This window comes from Streptomyces sp. R-07 (genome assembly GCF_049913175.1).
In the GTDB taxonomy this organism is placed as follows: Bacteria; Actinomycetota; Actinomycetes; order Streptomycetales; family Streptomycetaceae; genus Streptomyces.
Map to the genome: position 1 here is coordinate 5053163 of NZ_CP183978.1, position 17010 is coordinate 5070172.

Consider the following 17010-nt stretch of genomic DNA (forward strand, 5'->3'; position numbering starts at 1 on the left):
GGACCCAGTCGAACGGGTGAAGCCACGGAACCAAAGTCCGCGACCGCAGTTGATCCCGTCGCATCAATCAGGTCGATTGGTGGGAACAGGAACGGAATCACCGTGATCAAGAAGATTATGGCGGCTGCGGCTGTGACGGCCTCTGTTGTCGGCGCTTCTGCTGCGGCGGCCTCCCCGGCGCTGGCCATCGCCGACGACGGCGGCACCACCTCGCTCTCCGGCAACCACGCGCACCAGTCGTTCGGCAACTCGAAGACCCACGGCGACATGAGCCCCCAGTTCTCGGCCGTCCAGGGCTCGCTGAACAAGCTCTGCCTCGGTGCTCCGGTCAAGGCCAACCTCGGTTCGATCGGCGGCGCCGTCCCGATCGCGGTCCAGGACGTCAACGTCCTGTCCTCCCCGCAGAACCAGCAGTGCACCGAGAACTCCACCCAGGCCAAGGGTGACGAGCCGCTCTCGCACCTCGTCGATGACATCCCGATCCTCTCCGGGAACGGCGCCTACAACGGCTGACCCGTCTCGCGTACGACAGGGCCGGAAGGGAACGTCCACGTTCCCGTCCGGCCCTGTTCCGTGCCGTCAATGGAGTGAAAGATCGGACGTCGTCGATAATCCGGTTTCCTTTGTGCGGCATGTTCGTTGTGTTCCGTGAAAAGTGTTCCGCCACCGAAAGGATGCAGACGAAAATGAACTGTAAGAAGGCTGCTGCCGTCGTCGCCGGAATCATCATGGCCATGGGTGCGGCCACCCCCGCGTTCGCCGACGCGGGCGCCGAGGGCCTGGCGGTCGGTTCGCCGGGTGTCCTCTCGGGCAACGTCGTCCAGGTGCCGATCCACATCCCGATCAACGCCTGCGGCAACAGCATCAACGTCATCGGCGTGCTGAACCCGACCGTCGGCAACACCTGCATCAACGCCTGAGTCCCTGGCGACCCGCAGACAGGGGGCCGGCCCCGGGGAGCACCCGCTCCCCGGGCCCGGCCCTTCGTCATGCCGGGACCGGCGCCTTCCCGCCCGTACGCGGCCGGCCCACCGTGCCGCCGGCCCGCAGCCGCCGCCGGACCCCCTTCACCAGACGCCCAGCCGTGTACTCGGCGCCGAACACGAACCGCATCGACGGCCCGTACGAAGGGGCCGTGAGCAGGCCCGCGAGGAAGAGGCCCGGCCAGGAGGACTCGAAGAGGCCGCCGACCTCCGGGGCGCCTCCCGCGCCGACCCTGCGCAGGGCGCCGCGCAGCGCGTGGGAGAGCACGCCGGCCCGGTCCAGGCTCGGGGTGAAGCCGGTGGCCGCGATCACGTGGTCCGTCTCCAGGACCGTCGTCCCGTCCGGGCCCGCCACGTCGAGACGGAGCCGCTCGTCCCCGGTCACCGCCGCCGAGGTGATCCGCTGTCCGAGCCGGACGTCGCCGACCGCCGCGAACCGCTCACGGAGCCACCACGCGCCCGCCGGGCCGAGCGCCGAGTGGAAGATCCGCTCGCGGGTGGGGGCCGGCAGCCGCCGGAAGAGCCCGGGGGTGTCCGCGTACAGCCGGTTGTGCCAGCCGCAGCCGAGACCCGTGTGCGGGGCGCGCAGCGAGGGCCACAGGCCGCGGTCGAGGGCCGGGGGCACGGTGTTCCAGTTCAGCCGGCCGGCGCGGGCGACGATCCGCACGGCGGCGGCCCCCCGCTCGGTGAGGAGCGCGGCGGTCTCCAGGGCCGCCTGACCGGCCCCGACGACGGTGACGTCCCGGCGGGCGAAGCCGTCGAGCTCGCCGTGGTGGCTGGAGTGGGTGGCGTACCGCCGGGGCAGTCCCCTCAGAGGCCCGGGGATCTCGATGAAGGGCAGGACGCCGACGGCCAGCGCCACCGTCCGGGCGCGCAGCGCCTCGCCGTCCTCGGTGCGCAGCTCGAAGCCCCCGGCGACGGGCGCGACCGAGCCGATGAGCCGCTCGTCGAGCGCGGGCACGGTCTGCCGGGCGAACCAGTCGCCGTACGCGGCGAAGAAGTCCACCGGGAGCGGCACGCCGTGCTCGGCGCGGACGCCCCTGGTCCGCGCGTAGGCGTCGAGGCCGTACGCCCCCGCCGGGTCCGAGAGGTGGGAGGCCCAGGGCTCCGACTTCAGGAACATGCCGGAGGGCATGGCGTGCCAGGACTCCATCGAGCGGCCGAAGACCCGGACGTTCAGCCCGTGGGCCGCGGCGTGGGCGGCCACGGACAGGCCGTAGGGTCCGGCCCCGACGACCGCCAGGTCGTCCATCGGCTTCGACATCGTGCCTTCCGTGTTCATCGCGGGGTGAGCTGGTCGGGGGAGGTGCGGGCCGCGGGCGCCGAGGGGGTCCCGGGCGGGTCCGTCCGGCGGGACCCGAGCGCCCGGCGCAGCGCGGCCAGGGCCTTGCGCAGCAGGTGCGCGAGCCAGGCGCAGCCCATGGCGAGCGCGGGCGCCGGGTCGTCGGCCGCGAACCAGGCGCACTCCGTCCGCCCCCGCGTGCCGCCGGGCTCGGGCGCGTACCGGCGGCGCGGGGAGGCCAGCAGTGAGAGCGCCGCGTAGTTCTCGACCAGGAACCGGCGGCCGTACGCGGGGGAGTGCGGCGGCACGGGACGGCCGGTGAGGTCCAGGTGCAGGGCCCGGACCACGTCCAGGCCCTCCGGGTCGGTGAAGAGCCGGAACTGGGCGCCGGGCCGGGGGTTGAAGTCGAGCAGGTGGTAGGCGCCGGTCGCGCTGTTCAGCCGGAAGTCCAGGTCGCACACGCCCCGGTAGCCCAGCGCGTCGAGCAGCTCGCGGGCCGTCCGGTCGACGGTCGGGTTGACCGTCCAGCGGCCGGAGGCGGTGAGCCCGGCCCCGTCCGGCCAGGAGCGCTCCTTGCGCCCGGTGGCCCCGGTCGAGCAGCGGCCCGCGGAGTCCACGTACCCGTGGAAGAACCAGTCGAGGTCCCGGCCCGCCGGGAGCAGTTCCTGGAGCAGCAGCCGGCTGCCGGCCTCCGGCGTGCGGGCGTACAGCTCCCGCACCTCCGCCGGTGAGCGCACGATCGAGGTGCTGCGCAGCCCGCCGCCGGCCGGAAGGAGCCAGGGGCGGCTCCACTTGGCGACCACCGGCAGGCCGAGCGACCACGCCATGGCGGCGGCCTCGTCGGCGCCGTCGGGGAGTTCGGTACGGGGATGGGGCAGGCCCAGGCCGGCGCAGGTCTCGGCGAGCGCGGCCTTGTCCGCTACCCGCAGCAGCTGCTCCTCGGTCTGCTCGGGCAGCAGGAAGCGCGGGACGAGTCCGGAGCGGCGGCGGGCCAGCGCGAGGGCGCTGACGTCGTCCAGCGGCACGACGAGCACGGGATGTGACGGGTCGTCGGTGATCTCGTCGGCGACCCGTCTCAGCAGGACGGCGAGCTCGGCGGAGGAGTTCGTCCCTGGGCGCACCCGGACCGAGCGGAGATGGCGGGAGCGGGTCACGGGACTGGTGCTCGATTCGATGACGGCGTGGACCGGAATTCCCGCCCGTCCCAGGGACCGGGCCGCGCCGAGCGTGCCGTGATGGAAGGGATTCCGGTCGAGCCGCACAAGGACGGTGGGGACGCTGGTGTCGAAACGCTGACGGCGCAGCACGGCATGCCCTTCATCTCGGGTGCCCCAACTGGGCGATCAAATCCTCTAATGGACTACGGAGCAGAGGGAAGCCGAGTTCACGGTCGGCTCATTAGGAATACTTTCTGAGCATCGGATTGACGGATCATCAAATGGCGAACGAGGCGAAGGAGCAGCCATGGCATCTGCATACCGGAGAAGATCGAGAGTGTGGCTGGGGGTGTTCACCGCCGGACTCCTCGCCTCGGGCTCAGTCGTGCTCTCGTCCCCCGCCCACGCCACCGAACCCGTGACGGCGACCGACCCCGGACCGACTCTCGCCGGAGCCATGGGGGCCTTTCTCGACTCGGGCACGCTCGGGGTCACCCGCATCGGCCAGCTCGAACGGTGGCTCGGCGGCCACGAACTCCGCGTCGGCCACACCTACCTGCCCGGCGACCTCTGGAAGAACATCGAGGGACCCCCCGGCTTCCTCGACGCCTGGGCCGACTGGCGCAACTCGCGGACCGACCGCATGTTCGTCCTCAACGTGCCCATGCTGGAGCGCAACGAGGCCCGCGTCCCCGACCGCGAGGTCCGCCGCCAGCTCCAGCTCGGCGCCGCCGGCTACTACGACCACCACTTCACGACCCTCGCCGAACGCCTGGTCGAGCAGGGCGCCAGGGACACCGTCATCGTCCTCGGCTGGGAGATGAACGGCACCACCTACACCCACCGCTGCGCCCCCGACCCCACCGCGTGGAAGAAGTACTGGAACCGGATCGTCACCGCGATGCGTTCCGTACCCGGCCAGAAGTTCCGCTTCGACTTCAGCCCCAGCCGCGGCCTCGACGCGATTCCGTGGACCGAGTGCTATCCGGGCGACGACGTCGTCGACGTCATCGGCATGGATTCCTACGACCAGCCGACGGGGGTCGATTTCGACCGGCACGTCAGCGAACCGTACGGGCTCCAGAAGCAGGTCGATTTCGCCGCCGAGCACGGAAAGCAGATCTCCTATCCCGAATGGGGGCTCTTCCGGAACGGCGACAACCCGGAATACATGCGGCGCATGCTGGACTGGATGAAGCAGCACAAGCCGCTCTACCACACGATCACCGACTACTGCCCGCACGGCGTCTGGCAGTGCGACGACAACCCGCAGTCGTCGCTGGTGTTCCGGCAGATGCTGTACGGCACGGAACCGGAAGTCCCGACGGAGCCGACGAACCCGACGGACCCGGTCGACCCGACCGACCCGACCGACCCGACGGGCCCGGTCGACCCGACCGACCCGACCGACCCGACGGGCCCGGTCGATCCCACGGACCCGACGGTCCCTGTGCCGAAGCCGGAACCGAAGCCGGAGCCGAAGCCGGAGCCGAAGCCGGAGCCGGAGCCGGAGCCGGAGCCGAAGCCGGAGCCGAAGCCGGAACCGAAGCCCGAGCCGAAGCCGGAGCCGAAGCCGGAACCGAAGCCCGAGCCGAAGCCGGAACCCAAGCCGGAACCGAAGCCCGAGCCGAAGCCGGAACCGAAGCCGGAACCGAAGCCTGAGCCCAAGCCGGAACCGAAGCCGGAACCCAAGCCGGAACCCAAGCCGGAACCGAAGCCCGAGCCGAAGCCCGAGCCGAAGCCGGAACCCAAGCCCGAGCCCAAGCCCGACTGCTGGACCGTGGACCTCGGTTCGTGGGTGGAGAGCTGGATCGGTGGGCCCGTCTGCGTCCCGAAGGACAACTGGAAGGACGAGGTCGACCTCGACTGGAAGGACGCCCTGAAGGGGGTCTGGCCCTTCTGACGTCCCTCACCCCGGCGGTGGCGGAGCTCATCCGCCACCGCCGCGCCCGAGCAGCCGTCCCACCCAGGCCCGTTCCCGCGCCTGCCGGGCCGCCCAGCGCCGGGCGTCGGCCGCGCCCGCGCGCAGCCAGAGGAGCGGGGCCGTACCGCGGCCGGTGAGGAGCAGGCGGCGATTGCGGACGGGTTCGGGCCGCCAGTGCTGCTTGTACGACTCGCTGCCCCGCAGCATGCTCAGCGTGGCCCGCCCGCCCGCGCTGGTCTCGCGCGCCCCGTGCCGGAGCAGCATCGTCGCCACGTCGACCTTGCGGGCCCGCAGCGCCGGGTCGGCGCCGTACAGGTAGCCGCCGGCGAGCCGCGGGGACATCAGGGTCAGGTCGGCGGCGACCACGTCCCCGGCGAGCCGGAACTCGGTGACCATCGCGTCGCCGCGCTCGACCATGGGCCGCACGGCCCGGGTGAGGTGCTGGGCGAAGCGTTCGCTGGTGTGCTCGGCGGTCACGCCCCGGCCCTGCCACTGGAGCTGGTGGAGCTTCAGGAGCCGGTCGAGGGCGGCCGGGACCTCCTCGCCGGTCACGACGTGGGTGTCGATGCCGAGCGCGTCCAGCTTCCGCAGCTTGGCGCGGACCCGCTGCGCCTTCCCGGACGGGATCCGTTCGAGGAGGCCCTCCATCGGTACGGCGGGCAGCTCCAGGCAGAGCGAGTCGGGAAGCCGGCGGCGCGGGCCGCGCCAGTGGGTGAAGACGCGTTCGCTGGCCGCTCCGGGCCTGACCTCCCGCAGGTCGACGACCGCGCCCCGGGCGGCCCGCGCGAGGGCCCCGGCCAGGGCGGGCGCCGCCTCGGGGCAGTCGTCGTCGAGGAGGACGTCCGTGAAGTCGGTGATGGTGCCGCCGAGCTGGGTGAGCACGGGCAGCGGTCCGCCGGCCCGCATCAGGGGCGCGGCGGCGACGAGCTCGCCGTCCTCCCGTCGTACGAGCACGACCCGCAGCGCACCTGGCCGGCCGTACGAGAGCCACCAGGAGTGCAGCCAGGAGTGGGACTGGAAGGGGGTGGCGGAGGAGCAGCGCCCGTACAGCGCCGTCCACTCGGCCGAAAGCCGCCCGAACTCCTCCTCGTCACGGCAGATCTCGCTCCGCAGGGCTCTCCGGGCGTGCGCGGTTCTCGGGCTCACACCGCCTCCGGCTGGTGCGTGGCGGGCGCCGGGGCGGGCACGGCGGCGGACGCGGCCGGGGCGGTCGCCTGCCGGGAGTGCCGTGCTCCGTCGCGCGCGGCGGCGCGCTTCGGGCGGACCAGGAGGGCGAGGCCGCCGAGGAGGCCGCCCGCGCAGCCGCCGACGAGCGCGGAGAGCGGCGCGGAGGGGGAGACCGGGGTGACGGGCTTGGTGGCGCGGGAGAACTGGACGACCTTCACCCCGGTGTTGCCCGCGACGTGGCTGCTGTCGAGGACGAGCGCGCGGGCCACCCCGTCGGCCATCGAGACCGCCTGGGCGGGCTTCGCAGCCCGTGCGGTGATCGAGATCATCGGCGCGTCCGGGGAGGTCGCGGCCTGCACGTTCTTCCGCAGGGTGTCGGCGGTGACCCCGGCCCACACCTGGGCGTCGCCGGTCACCGCGATGTCGGTGGCGACCCGCCCGTACGCCTGGGCGAAGCCGAGCGCCGCCGCCGGGTCGGACTTCTCCGCCGGCACGACGATGACGTAGCTGGTCGCCGCGTACTCCGGGGTCTTCAGGACTCCGTAGCCGCCGCCGAGGACCGCCCCGGCGAGGACGGCCGCGGGCAGCACCGCCCAGCGGCCCGGGGAGCGCAGGCCGGCGGGGAGGAAGGAGCGGGGTGGGGTGGTGTTCATGGTGCGGGCTCTCTCACTTCGCGGGGTCGGGGGTGCCGTGGACGGCCTGGTCGTAGAGGGACATCAACTGCCGTGCGCTGTGTGCGATGTCGTAGCGGCGGGCCGCGGCCGGCAGCGGGAGCCGGGCGAGCCGGGCGTCCCGGATGCCGCGCAGCGCGGAGATCAGCTCGGGCACGGACTCGCCGATCCGGCGCGCGCCCGGCGCCGCGTCCGGCGCCAGGTCGTCGATCGCGGGGCAGGCCACGTACAGCACGGGAAGGCCCGCGGCGAGCGCCTCGACGACCGCGAGCCCGAAGGTCTCGTCGGGGGAGGTGGACACGAAGACGTCCATGGCGGAGAGGAGTTCGGGCAGCGAAGGGCCGAGCGTGGCGACGGTCGGCGGGTCCTCGCAGGCGCCGGCGAGGAGGATCCGGCCGGCGGCCCCGCACTCCCGGGCCACCCGCAGCAGCTCCTCGCGGTGCTCGCCCTCGCCGACGAGGAGCAGCCGGGCCTCCGGCACGGAGGCGACGGCCCGGACCAGCCGGTCGAACCGCTTCCCGGGGGTGAGCCGCCCGACGCCGCCGACGACGTACGCGTCCTCGGGGATGCCGAGCACGCCCCGGGTGAGGCGCCGGGCGCGCGCGTCGAAGGCGAACCGCCCGGTCTCGATGCCGTTCGGCACCACCCGGATGCGCTCCGGGGCCACGCCCCAGTCCGCGAGCCGGCGGGCGACGCTGGGCGAGACGGCGACCGTGGACGTGCCGAGCCGCTCGGACGCCAGATAGAGGGCGCGGGTGCCCGCGGACAGCGGACGGCCCTCGATCTGGGTCTCGCCGAGCGAGTGCTCGGTGGCGATGACCCGGCGGACCCCGGCGAGCCGCGCCGCCGCCCTGCCGTACACGCAGGCCCGGTAGAGGTGCGTGTGGACGAGGTCGTAGCGGCCCTGCCGGACGATCCGGGCGAGCCGGGGCAGTGCGCCGAGGTCGCGGTTCCCGGTCATGCCGAGGTGGGTGACGGGCGTGCCGTCGGCCTCGATGCCCGCGGCGACCGCACCCGGGTTGGTGAGCGTGACCACCCCGCCGCTCACCGGGAGGTGGCGGAGCAGGAGCCGCAGCTGCTGCTCGGCGCCGCCGATGCCGAGCCCGGTGATGACGTGCAGGACCTTCACGGCGCACCGACCGCGGCCGGGCCGTACGGGGTGGTGAGCAGGTCGCCGGGGTGGCGGCGGCGCAGCGGGTGCAGGACCCGCTTCGCGGTGAGCCGCCACGGGGTGTCGTTCTCGCCGATGTGGACGCGCGGCAGGGCGTACGGACCCGTGTGCGGGCCCGGGTCGATCGCGCAGGCGTAGCGGTAACCGGCCTTGCGTACGGCACGGATCGCGCGCGGGTCGACCTGCCCGTACGGATAGCAGAAGCCGTCCACCGGCCGGCCGGTCATCTCCTCCAGGAGCTCACGGCTCCGCAGGGTCTCGGCGGCGAGCGTCGCGTCGTCGGCCTCGGTCAGCGGGACGTGCCGCAGGCCGTGCGAGCCGATCTCCATGCCGGCCTCGGAGATCCGCCGGATGCCGTGCTCGTCGAGCAGCGGCTTGCGCGGTCCCGCCGTGTCCCAGCCGTTCTCGTCGCCGAGGCGGCCCGGCAGGACGTACACCGTCGCCGTGAAGCCGTGCCGCCGCAGCAGCGGCAGCGCCGAGTCGAGGAAGTCCGCGTACCCGTCGTCGAAGGTCAGGCCCACGAGCCCCTTGGCGCGCCCCTCGGCGGTGGCGGCGAGCAGCTCCCGCACCGAGACCCCGCGCAGCCCCCGGTCACCGAGCCAGTGCAGCTGCCGGGCGAAGCGCACGGGGGAGACGGTCACCCGGTACGGATCGTCAGCGGTGTCCGTGATCGAGTGGTACATCGCCACCCACAGGGGCGGCTTCCACAGGGGCGGCTTCGGCAGCAGACGGCGCAGCGCGGTGGCGGCGGGCATGGGTGGTCCTCCGGAAGGCGGAGCGGGGCAGGGGCGGGATCTCGGGCGCCTTGGCGGCACAGGCGATGAAGAGCAGGAAGACGCCGCCGACGACCAGGCCGGCGACGGCGACGGCGAGGACGGCGGAGCCGATCGCCAGCTGGCAGAGCCAGCCGGCGCCGGTGGCCCAGGCGCCCGCGGTGGCGAGCCGGAGCAGTCCCTCGCCGAGCCGGTCGACCCGGACCGGGACGGCCTGGCGGTGCGCGCCCCGCAGCAGCAGGACGGCGCTGAGGGTGATGCCCAGGGCGTTGGCGGCGGCGATGCCCACCGCGCCCCAGTAGTGGGCGCCGGGGAGGCCGGCGGCGGCGGTCGTGACGAGGCCGGCGGCCATGGCGGCGGCCGGGTACCAGAGGGGGCGGGCGGCGGAGAAGTAGCAGCGGACGAGGGCGCCGACCATCGTCTGGCCGAGCAGTCCGAGCGCGTACACCCGCATGACGGCGGCGGTGGCGGTGGTGTCGGCGCTCGTGAACTCGCCCCTCTCGAAGAGCAGTTCGACGATCCGGGGGGCGGCGGCGATCACCGTCGAGGAGCCGACGAGCACGACGACGGCGGCGAGCAGCAGATCCCGCTCGACCCGGCGGCGCGCCGCCTCGGGATCGCCGGCCGCGAGCGCGCGGGCGACCACCGGGAAGCTGACCGTGCACAGCATCAGCGAGAGGATCATCGGCATCTGCGCGACCTTCTGCGCGTAGTTCAGATGCGAGATGGCGCCGGCGGGCAGCGGCGAGGCGAGGAACCGCTCGATCAGGGTCTGGGACTGGCGGCACAGCGAGAACGCGACGACGGGCGCGATCAGACCGAGGGCCAGGATGCGTCCCTCGCCCGTGGAGGCGGGCGGCTCCTTCGGCTGGAGGGCACGCCGTGGTGTCCGCAGCTCACGAAGGAGCGAGGGGGCCTGTACGAGGACCATCAGGACCCCGCCGACGGCGACCCCGGCGGCGGCGGACCGCACCCCCCACGGCTCGCGCAGCACCAGGATCGTGCCGATGATCCCCACGTTGTACGCGACGTAGATCGCCGCCGGCGGCAGGAAACGGCCGTGCGCGCGCAGCGCCGCCGAGCAGTACCCCACCAGGGCGAACGACAGCACGCAGGTCCCGGTGAGCCGCGTGCAGTCGACGGCGAGCCCCGGGTCGGGCAGCCCCGGCGCGAGCGCGGCCACGAGCAGCGGCGCGGCGACGATCAGGAGGACGGCCGCGACACCGAGCGCGAGGACGATCCGGGGGAGCGTGCCGCGCACCAGGGCGCGCACCGGGTCACCGGACAGGACGGCCGAACGGCGGGCCAGCGCGCGGGAGAAGGCGGGCACCAGGATCAGCGCCATCGCGTCCTCGATGAGCAGCGTCGAGGCGAACTCGGGCACCGTCCACGCCACCAGGAACGCGTCGGTCCCGGCCCCGGCCCCGAAGTACCCGGCCATGATCTGGTCCCGCGCGAGCCCGAGGACCGCCCCGGCCGCGGTGAGACCCGCGGTCACGGCCGCCGCCCTGGCCAGGAACCCGCCGCCCCCGGGCGCCCCTTCGCGGGTCGCCCGCACGCGGGCGTGCGCCCGCCGCCCGGAGGGCGGGGTGACCGGAGCCCGGGGCCCGGCGGCCGGAGCCCGGGGCCCGGCGGCCGGAGCCCGGGGCCCGGCGGCCGGAGCCCCACCGGGCCGACGCGGCACCCACCGGGCCCCGGCGACCAGCCGGGTGTCCCGGGAAGTCCCGGCACCGGCTGCCCGGCCGGATCCCGTACCGGCCCGGCCGGCCTCTGCCGAGCCGGGGCCGGGGCCCGGCCGATCGGGCGTGATGGTCCGGGCGGCCCGGGCGCCCGCCACGGCGGCGGCCGCGCCGCCTCGCGCTCCCGCGTCCGTACCGGACGCCGCCGCCCCCGCCCCCGGCAGCACGACGGCCCCCGGGGCCCACGGGGAGTCCGTGGGGCCCGGAGGCGAGGCCGGCCAGGGGTCGGTCAGCGGGGTGCCGCAGGGCGGCCGGGGCGAGGGGCGCGGCCCGTCGGCCCACGACGCGTCCGTGGGCTCCGGTTCCCCGGCCCACGGGTCACGCACGCCTCACCTCCGCCAGCGACCACCAGGCCGCGAGACCGAACACCACCGACATCAGGACCGTCGAGGGGCCGCCGATGTCCGCGTAGAAGAAGTCGATGAGCTGCCAGGCGAGCAGGCCCGTCGAGACGAGCGCGCAGTCCGCGCCGAGCCGCTGCCGCCGCAGCGCGCCGACCAGCAGCGCCACCCAGCTGCCGGCCAGGGCGAGCAACCCCACCAGACCCTGCTCGCCGAGCACGAGGAGGTACATGTTGTGCGGGGAGAGCAGCGGCTGGCGGGCGAAGGCGGCGCCCGCACCGGCGGTGTCGCTGCCGGAGGACAGGGCGAGCGAGGCGTTCGAGTCGCGGTACTGGGGGAAGCCCTTGAGGCCGACGCCCGTGACCGGCTCCGTGCGCCACATCCGCCCGGCCGCAGCCCACATCGTGTACCGGTCCGTCACCGACTGGTCCGGCGCGGCCGCCACCTGCGTGATGCTGGTGACCCGCTCCTTCACCATCGCCGAACCGATCCCGAGGCCGCCGACGAGGACCACCCCGAGCGCGGCCGCCGCGAGCACCACCCGCGCCGCCCGCCGGACCCCCGCGAGCAGCAGCTGGATCCCGCAGGCGAGCACGGTCGCGATCCACGCGCCCCGGCTGAACGACAGCACGAGCGGCAGGAAGAGCAGCCCCGCGCAGACCAGCGCGACCGTGCGGACGCGCCCGGGCCCGCTGCCGAGCGCGATCCCCGTGACGACGATCAGTCCGTACGCCACCACCGTCGCCATGCCCATCACGTCGGTGGCCCCGAAGGTGCCGACGGCCCGGATGTCCTCGCCCTGGTACGAGGCGCCCGTGCCCGTCAGGTACTGGGCGACGCCGACCGCGCCCTGGAGCAGCGCGAACGCGACCAGGCCCCAGGCGACCACGGCGAAGTCCCGCCGGTCGCGGATCATCAGGAGCACGGCCGCCGGGACGAGGACGAAGACCTGCACGTAACGGGCGACGCCCGGCAGGCTCGCCGCCGGGTCGTGCGAGGTGATCGCGGCCAGACAGATCCCGAACACCGGCAGACCGAGGACGAAGGCCGCCGCCCGGGTCAGCGGCCGGGTCCCGCCGCGCAGCACCCGCACCAGACAGATCAGGACCAGCAGCCCGGAGGCCGCGTCCGCGACCGTCCCCGTGCCGCCGGTGCCGCCCTGCGCACCGCCGCCGCCCGGGACGAGCAGCAGCGCGATCACGGCGAGGACCGGGGACAGCGCCCCGGCCCGGCGGGCCCAGTCCCGTACCTCGGCACCGGAGTCCGGAGCCGTCACCGTCGTCACGGCCGTGGCCATCCTCAGCTCCCCGTGGGTCGGACGAGCCCGGCCGCCGTGCGCAGCAGGATGCAGACGTCCTGCCAGAGCGACCAGTGGTCGATGTAGTGGTTGTCGAAGCGGCAGCGGTCCTCGATCGAGGTGTCGCCGCGCAGCCCGTGCACCTGCGCCAGACCCGTGAGACCCACCGGCATCCGGTGCCGGGCCGCGTACCCCGCGTGGATCTTGCTGAACTGGGTGACGAAGTAGGGGCGTTCGGGCCGGGGCCCGACCAGGCTCATGTCCCCGCGCAGCACGTTCCACAGCTGCGGCAGCTCGTCCAGCGAGCTCTTCCGCAGGAAGTTCCCGGCCGCGCTCATCCGCCGGTCGCCCGCCACGTTCCAGCGGGTCGCCGACTCGGTGTCGTCGGAGGGGCGCAGCGTCCGGAACTTGAGCAGCGTGAAGTGGCGCCCGTGCTGGCCCACCCGCTCCTGCCGGAAGAGCACCCCGGGACCGTCCGAGAGCCGCACGGCCAGCGCGCACAGCAGCAGCACCGGCAGCGCGACCGCGAGCGCGGGGGCGGCGAGCGCGATGTCGAGGGCCCGCTTCGCGGCCCGCCCGCGCCGCTCGCCCAGCGGGACGACCCGCTGCCAGGCGAACCCCCACATGTGCGCGCCCATCGGCCCGTTTTGCTGCCGGCCGCCGACCCGCCAGGTGGCGCAGCCGTACTGCTGGAAGAGGGCCACCAGACCGGGGTCGTCGTCGAGGAACACCGCGTCGCGCACGGTGTTCTGGATGACGGCCCGCTGGATCTCCTCGGTCGTCGTCAGCACCGGAAGCCCGGCCTCCCCGGCAGCCCGGGGAGCGCCGCCCTGCTCCGGGACGCCCACGATGCCGACCGGCCGCACCCCGTACTCGGGGTGCTGGGCGGCCGCCGCGGCGAACCGGCGCGCGGCCCCCGTCCCGCCGATGACGAGCGCCGACCGGGGCCGCTCCCGCGCGATCCGGCGCCGCCGCCCGAGGAGCGCGGCGCGGACCAGGCAGACCAGCGCGACATGCGTGCCGTAGGCGGCGCAGAGCCGCAGTGGCCCGATCGCCAGGGCGGGGGAGTACGCGGCGACCGCGGCCGCCGCCAGGCACCAGGCGAAACCGGCGCGGGAACCGAGCGCGGGCAGCTCGTCGAGCGCCCGGGTGTGCGCGGCCGGCCGGTAGAGGCCCGCGTGTCCGTCGAGGACGAGGACGAGCGCCACGACCGGCAGCACGAGCCGGACGTCGTGGTGCGCCGCGCTCAGCACCGAAGCGGCGGCGAGGACGGCCAGGGCGTCGACCGCCACGAGGACCGCCACGCCGGACCGCGGCCGCACGCGGCGGTGGCGCGGCACCGCGAGCCGCCCGGGCGTGCCGCGGCGCGGCGCGAGGGAGGCGAGACCGTAGGCCTGGCCCGCCGTGGGCCAGGGGCCCGGCGAGGAGGGAACGCTGGTACTTTCCGTGGTCACTGCGCAATCGGCTCTCTGTGCTCGGCCCCCCGCGCTCCGGCCAGTTCGCGGTAGACGTCCGCGACGGCCGCGCCGGTGCGCCGGACATCGAATCTGCTGAGGACGTGCTCGTGGGCCTCGCGGCCCAGGCGGTGCCGCAGCTCCGGCCTGCCGAGGAGGCGGCCCAGAGCGGTGGCGAGCGCGGCCGGGTCCTCGGGCGGGACCAGGCACAGGGGTTCATGGGCGGACGGCAGGCTCTCGCGCGCCCCGTCCACGTCGCTGACGACGACGGGCCGTCCTGCGGCCATGGCCTCCAGGGGCGCGAGGGCCATGCCCTCCCAGCGGGACGGCAGGACGACCACGTCGGCGGCCCGGTACCAGGGCACGGTGTCCTCGACGGCCCCGGTGAACCGCACCGAGGGACCGGCGGCGGCCCGCAGGGCTTCGCCGTCCGGGCCGTCGCCGACCAGGACGAGCCGGGCCGTGGGCACCTCGGCGAGCACGGAGGGCCAGGCGGCGAGCAGGACGTCCTGCCCCTTCTGGCGGCAGAGCCGGCCCACGCAGACGACGGTGGGCGCGGGATCGCCGGGCGGTCCCTCGCTCGCGAACCGGGCCGTGTCCACGCCGTTGTGGATGACCGACCAGTCCGCCGCGACGCCGGCCGCCTCGCCGGTACGGCGCTCGGCCTCGCTCACGCAGACGATCCGGTCCGCCCACCGGGCGCCGAACCGCTCCCAGCGCCGGGCGACCGCGGCGGTCGTCCCCTCGACGGCGGCGAAGGACCAGGCGTGCGGCTGATACACCGTCGGAATCCGTCCCCGCACGGCGAGTCGGGCGCACAGGCCGGCCTTGGCGCTGTGCGCGTGGACGATCCCGGGCCGGACCGCACGGACCAGCCGGGCGAGTTCCCGCGTCTCACGGACGACGGCCGGACCGGGGTCACGGCCGGCCCGCCAGTCATGGGTCTCGGCGCCCTCGGCGCGGACGGCGGAGGACAGCCCGGTGCCGGGCGGGCAGGCGACCGCGACCCGCAGGCCGGCGGCGCGCTGGGCGCGGACCAGGTCGACGACGACACGGGCGACCCCGCCGTCGCCGGGCTGGACCACGTGCAGGACGGTGACGGACCCGGGGTCCGTATCGAGTGGTGACAGCACGTCAGCGCCGGACGTCGGCCTGGAGGAACACCGCGCCGAGCCAGACGGTGTCCTTCCGGCTGCCGACCCGGACGTGGACCTTGTCGCCGCCCGCGCGGAGCGCTCCCCGCAGGTCGAACACGTCGGAGTCGTATCCGAGGGTCTTCGTACCATCGGGTCGTCGTACGGTTCCACCGGCACCGAATTCGGTGATGGTGGAGTTCAGCACGTCGTCCGCGGAATTGGCGGAATCGGAGAGACGGGTGCTCTTCGAGCGACTGGTTTCCACCGCCAGGTAATCCCCGGAAGTACCGCGGTCGCCGTCATAGGCGATCAACCCGAGCCGCCCGGCGACGCCCTTGGGAAAACGGTTTCCGTCGAGCGGGACGCGTAGCTCCCCGGCGCGCGGACCGACCGTTTCGAAACCGTCCCAGACGCTGATCCTGCGCAGCGGTTCCGAGGCCTTCTCGTACGCGGCGACCAGCGTCCAGCCGCCCCACCCGCCCACCGCGGAACGGCCCATGGCCACATTGACCTGGGCGACGGTCCACTGTCCCGGATGCGAGCGGCGGATCAGCTCGGTGACGTCCGCGGAGGCCTGGAAGGCGTCGGCGCCGTCGGCCGTGCGGTGCCCGATCAGCGAGTCGGCGAGCAGCGCCTTGTACCGGCCGCCGGGCTCGGCGATGAGCACGCGGCCGTTGTCCTTCGGCGGCTTCTGCTCGCCCACCCGCAGGTTCCCGCCCCAGTAGAGACGGGCCCAGGTGACCCGGGCGCCCGCCGGCACCGCGAGCCCGGCACGGCTGGAGTTGTACGTGTTGGGGTCGCGGTCCACGTCGACGTAGGCGATCGTGGCGCCGTCGTTGACCGACTCGGTGCCCTTCGCGCCCTTCGCCGAGACGTTCGCGGCACGCACGATCCCCCCGTGCTGCACGGCCTGGTGGCGCGCGGCGAAGGGGACGCGGCTCGCCTCACGCGGCTGGGGTGCGGCGGCGGAGGCGCCGGGCGGCGCGGCGGACAGCGCCGCACACGACAAGGCGCACAACACGCCGCGACGCACAGCAAGAACCGCTGAATTCCGCATACAGGTTCTCCGCTTTGATGAGAGAAGGGAGGGAAGACCCGAGTAGGCCGGGGGAGAGGAAGGTGTCGTCCGCACGAAATGGGTGAACGCGCGGCGGGCCCGGAAGCAACGTTCGAGAACGTTATAACCCCGGCGCGGGGCGATAGTAAGCATTAGATGCCCGGAAACGCTAACTCCCGTATCTGTGAGGCCGGTTCCTCGTTGAGCGTGTTGCGCCATTCCACGCCCTGTCCCTCCAATGGCCCTCCTATGGCCCAAAGATCGGTTGAACGTCACCCGTTCGGGAGAGCAACCGATGAATAGCCGGGGCGTTGTTGAGGGAGCCGGGCCGAACAGTCCGCGCAGTCCGAGTTGGATGAATTCGATCGAGGAGCACTTCCCCATGTCCCGTATCGCCAAGGCCGTAGTCCTGACCGTGGGTGCCGCCGCCGCCGTCGCCGGAACCGCCGGTGCCGCCTCCGCCGACGCCGGCGCCGAGGCCGCGGCCGTGAAGTCCCCCGGTGTCCTCTCCGGCAACGTCGTCCAGGTCCCGGTCCACATCCCGGTCAACCTCTGCGGCAACACCGTCAGCGTCATCGGCGCGCTGAACCCGGCCTTCGGCAACACCTGCGTCAACGCCTGATCTCGCACGCCTGATCGGTCCTTCCGAAGCCGGTGCGCCCACCCCGCCGGGGTGGGCGCACCGGCTTTTCCTTGCCGCCACTGGATCGGTACTCGTTCGGACGCACACCCGTGCGCCTTTCGGTGCAACGGCGTACGCCCCTCCGAGGGGCAGTCCGCAGGGGTGGATTCACTCGAACGGAGGCGTGGCGCTCCGTAGTTCCGCGGTTGCGGAGGGCTATACCCGCAGGCACGGTG

Annotated in this window: 15 protein-coding genes; 4 read left to right on the top strand and 11 right to left on the bottom strand. The window is 74.2% G+C overall.

All coding sequences use genetic code 11. The annotated features are described in order from the left end of the window. Positions 1–102: 102 nt before the first annotated feature. Both ACN9M0_RS23265 and ACN9M0_RS23270 read left to right on the top strand, forming a co-directional pair. Positions 103–513 carry a rodlin gene (locus ACN9M0_RS23265; RefSeq protein ID WP_366036193.1) on the top strand — a complete coding sequence of 137 codons (411 nt, stop codon included), beginning with the start codon at positions 103–105 and terminating at the stop codon, positions 511–513. Positions 514–686: 173 nt separating this feature from the next. Then, complete coding sequence (locus ACN9M0_RS23270; RefSeq protein WP_366036194.1) at positions 687–920, top strand: chaplin; 234 nt, start codon at positions 687–689, stop codon at positions 918–920. Positions 921–987: 67 nt separating this feature from the next. Here the strand turns inward: ACN9M0_RS23270 and ACN9M0_RS23275 are convergent, their stop codons facing one another. Both ACN9M0_RS23275 and ACN9M0_RS23280 read right to left on the bottom strand, forming a co-directional pair. Continuing rightward, positions 988–2235, bottom strand: coding sequence for an FAD-dependent oxidoreductase (locus ACN9M0_RS23275; RefSeq protein WP_366036374.1), 1248 nt, complete (start codon positions 2233–2235; stop codon positions 988–990). Positions 2236–2261: 26 nt separating this feature from the next. Continuing rightward, positions 2262–3572 carry an ATP-grasp domain-containing protein gene (locus tag ACN9M0_RS23280; RefSeq protein WP_426404129.1) on the bottom strand — a complete coding sequence of 437 codons (1311 nt, stop codon included), beginning with the start codon at positions 3570–3572 and terminating at the stop codon, positions 2262–2264. A 157-nt stretch (positions 3573–3729) separates the two neighbouring features. Between ACN9M0_RS23280 and ACN9M0_RS23285 the strand changes: the two genes are divergently transcribed. After that, the gene (locus ACN9M0_RS23285; RefSeq protein ID WP_426404130.1) at positions 3730–5325 is read left to right on the top strand and encodes a glycosyl hydrolase; all 1596 of its coding nucleotides are present in this window, start codon (positions 3730–3732) and stop codon (positions 5323–5325) included. Positions 5326–5352: 27 nt separating this feature from the next. Here the strand turns inward: ACN9M0_RS23285 and ACN9M0_RS23290 are convergent, their stop codons facing one another. From ACN9M0_RS23290 to ACN9M0_RS23330, 9 genes are read right to left on the bottom strand one after another with little or no spacing between them, the layout of a single operon-like run. Continuing rightward, on the bottom strand, positions 5353–6492 hold the full coding sequence (locus ACN9M0_RS23290) for a GNAT family N-acetyltransferase (RefSeq protein ID WP_399695938.1): 1140 nt from the start codon (positions 6490–6492) through the stop codon (positions 5353–5355). Beyond that, positions 6489–7166, bottom strand: a complete 678-nt coding sequence (locus tag ACN9M0_RS23295) for a lipopolysaccharide biosynthesis protein (RefSeq protein ID WP_366036197.1) — start codon at positions 7164–7166, stop codon at positions 6489–6491. The genes ACN9M0_RS23290 and ACN9M0_RS23295 overlap by 4 nt, the downstream gene beginning before the upstream one ends. A 13-nt stretch (positions 7167–7179) precedes the next feature. Then, positions 7180–8313 carry a glycosyltransferase gene (locus ACN9M0_RS23300; protein WP_399695939.1) on the bottom strand — a complete coding sequence of 378 codons (1134 nt, stop codon included), beginning with the start codon at positions 8311–8313 and terminating at the stop codon, positions 7180–7182. Continuing rightward, the gene (locus ACN9M0_RS23305; protein ID WP_366036199.1) at positions 8310–9110 is read right to left on the bottom strand and encodes a polysaccharide deacetylase family protein; all 801 of its coding nucleotides are present in this window, start codon (positions 9108–9110) and stop codon (positions 8310–8312) included. Before ACN9M0_RS23305 ends, ACN9M0_RS23300 begins: the two co-directional genes overlap by 4 nt. Continuing rightward, entirely contained in the window at positions 9010–11193 is a 2184-nt protein-coding gene (murJ, locus tag ACN9M0_RS23310; protein ID WP_426404131.1) for a murein biosynthesis integral membrane protein MurJ, read from the bottom strand. Before murJ ends, ACN9M0_RS23305 begins: the two co-directional genes overlap by 101 nt. Continuing rightward, a complete protein-coding gene (locus ACN9M0_RS23315; protein ID WP_366036201.1) occupies positions 11186–12505 on the bottom strand; it encodes an O-antigen ligase family protein in 1320 nt (439 codons plus the stop codon). Before ACN9M0_RS23315 ends, murJ begins: the two co-directional genes overlap by 8 nt. 2 nt (positions 12506–12507) lie before the next feature. After that, positions 12508–13959: an exopolysaccharide biosynthesis polyprenyl glycosylphosphotransferase gene (locus ACN9M0_RS23320; RefSeq protein WP_366036202.1), complete on the bottom strand. Its 1452-nt coding sequence runs from the start codon at positions 13957–13959 to the stop codon at positions 12508–12510. Next, positions 13956–15092, bottom strand: a complete 1137-nt coding sequence (locus ACN9M0_RS23325; protein ID WP_399695942.1) for a glycosyltransferase family 4 protein — start codon at positions 15090–15092, stop codon at positions 13956–13958. Before ACN9M0_RS23325 ends, ACN9M0_RS23320 begins: the two co-directional genes overlap by 4 nt. Position 15093: 1 nt before the next feature. Then, complete coding sequence (locus tag ACN9M0_RS23330; protein WP_426404132.1) at positions 15094–16152, bottom strand: DUF3344 domain-containing protein; 1059 nt, start codon at positions 16150–16152, stop codon at positions 15094–15096. Positions 16153–16534: 382 nt separating this feature from the next. On the opposite strand from ACN9M0_RS23330, the gene ACN9M0_RS23335 reads away from it, so the two are divergent. After that, positions 16535–16774, top strand: a complete 240-nt coding sequence (locus ACN9M0_RS23335; RefSeq protein WP_366036205.1) for a chaplin — start codon at positions 16535–16537, stop codon at positions 16772–16774. Positions 16775–17010: the final 236 nt, after the last annotated feature.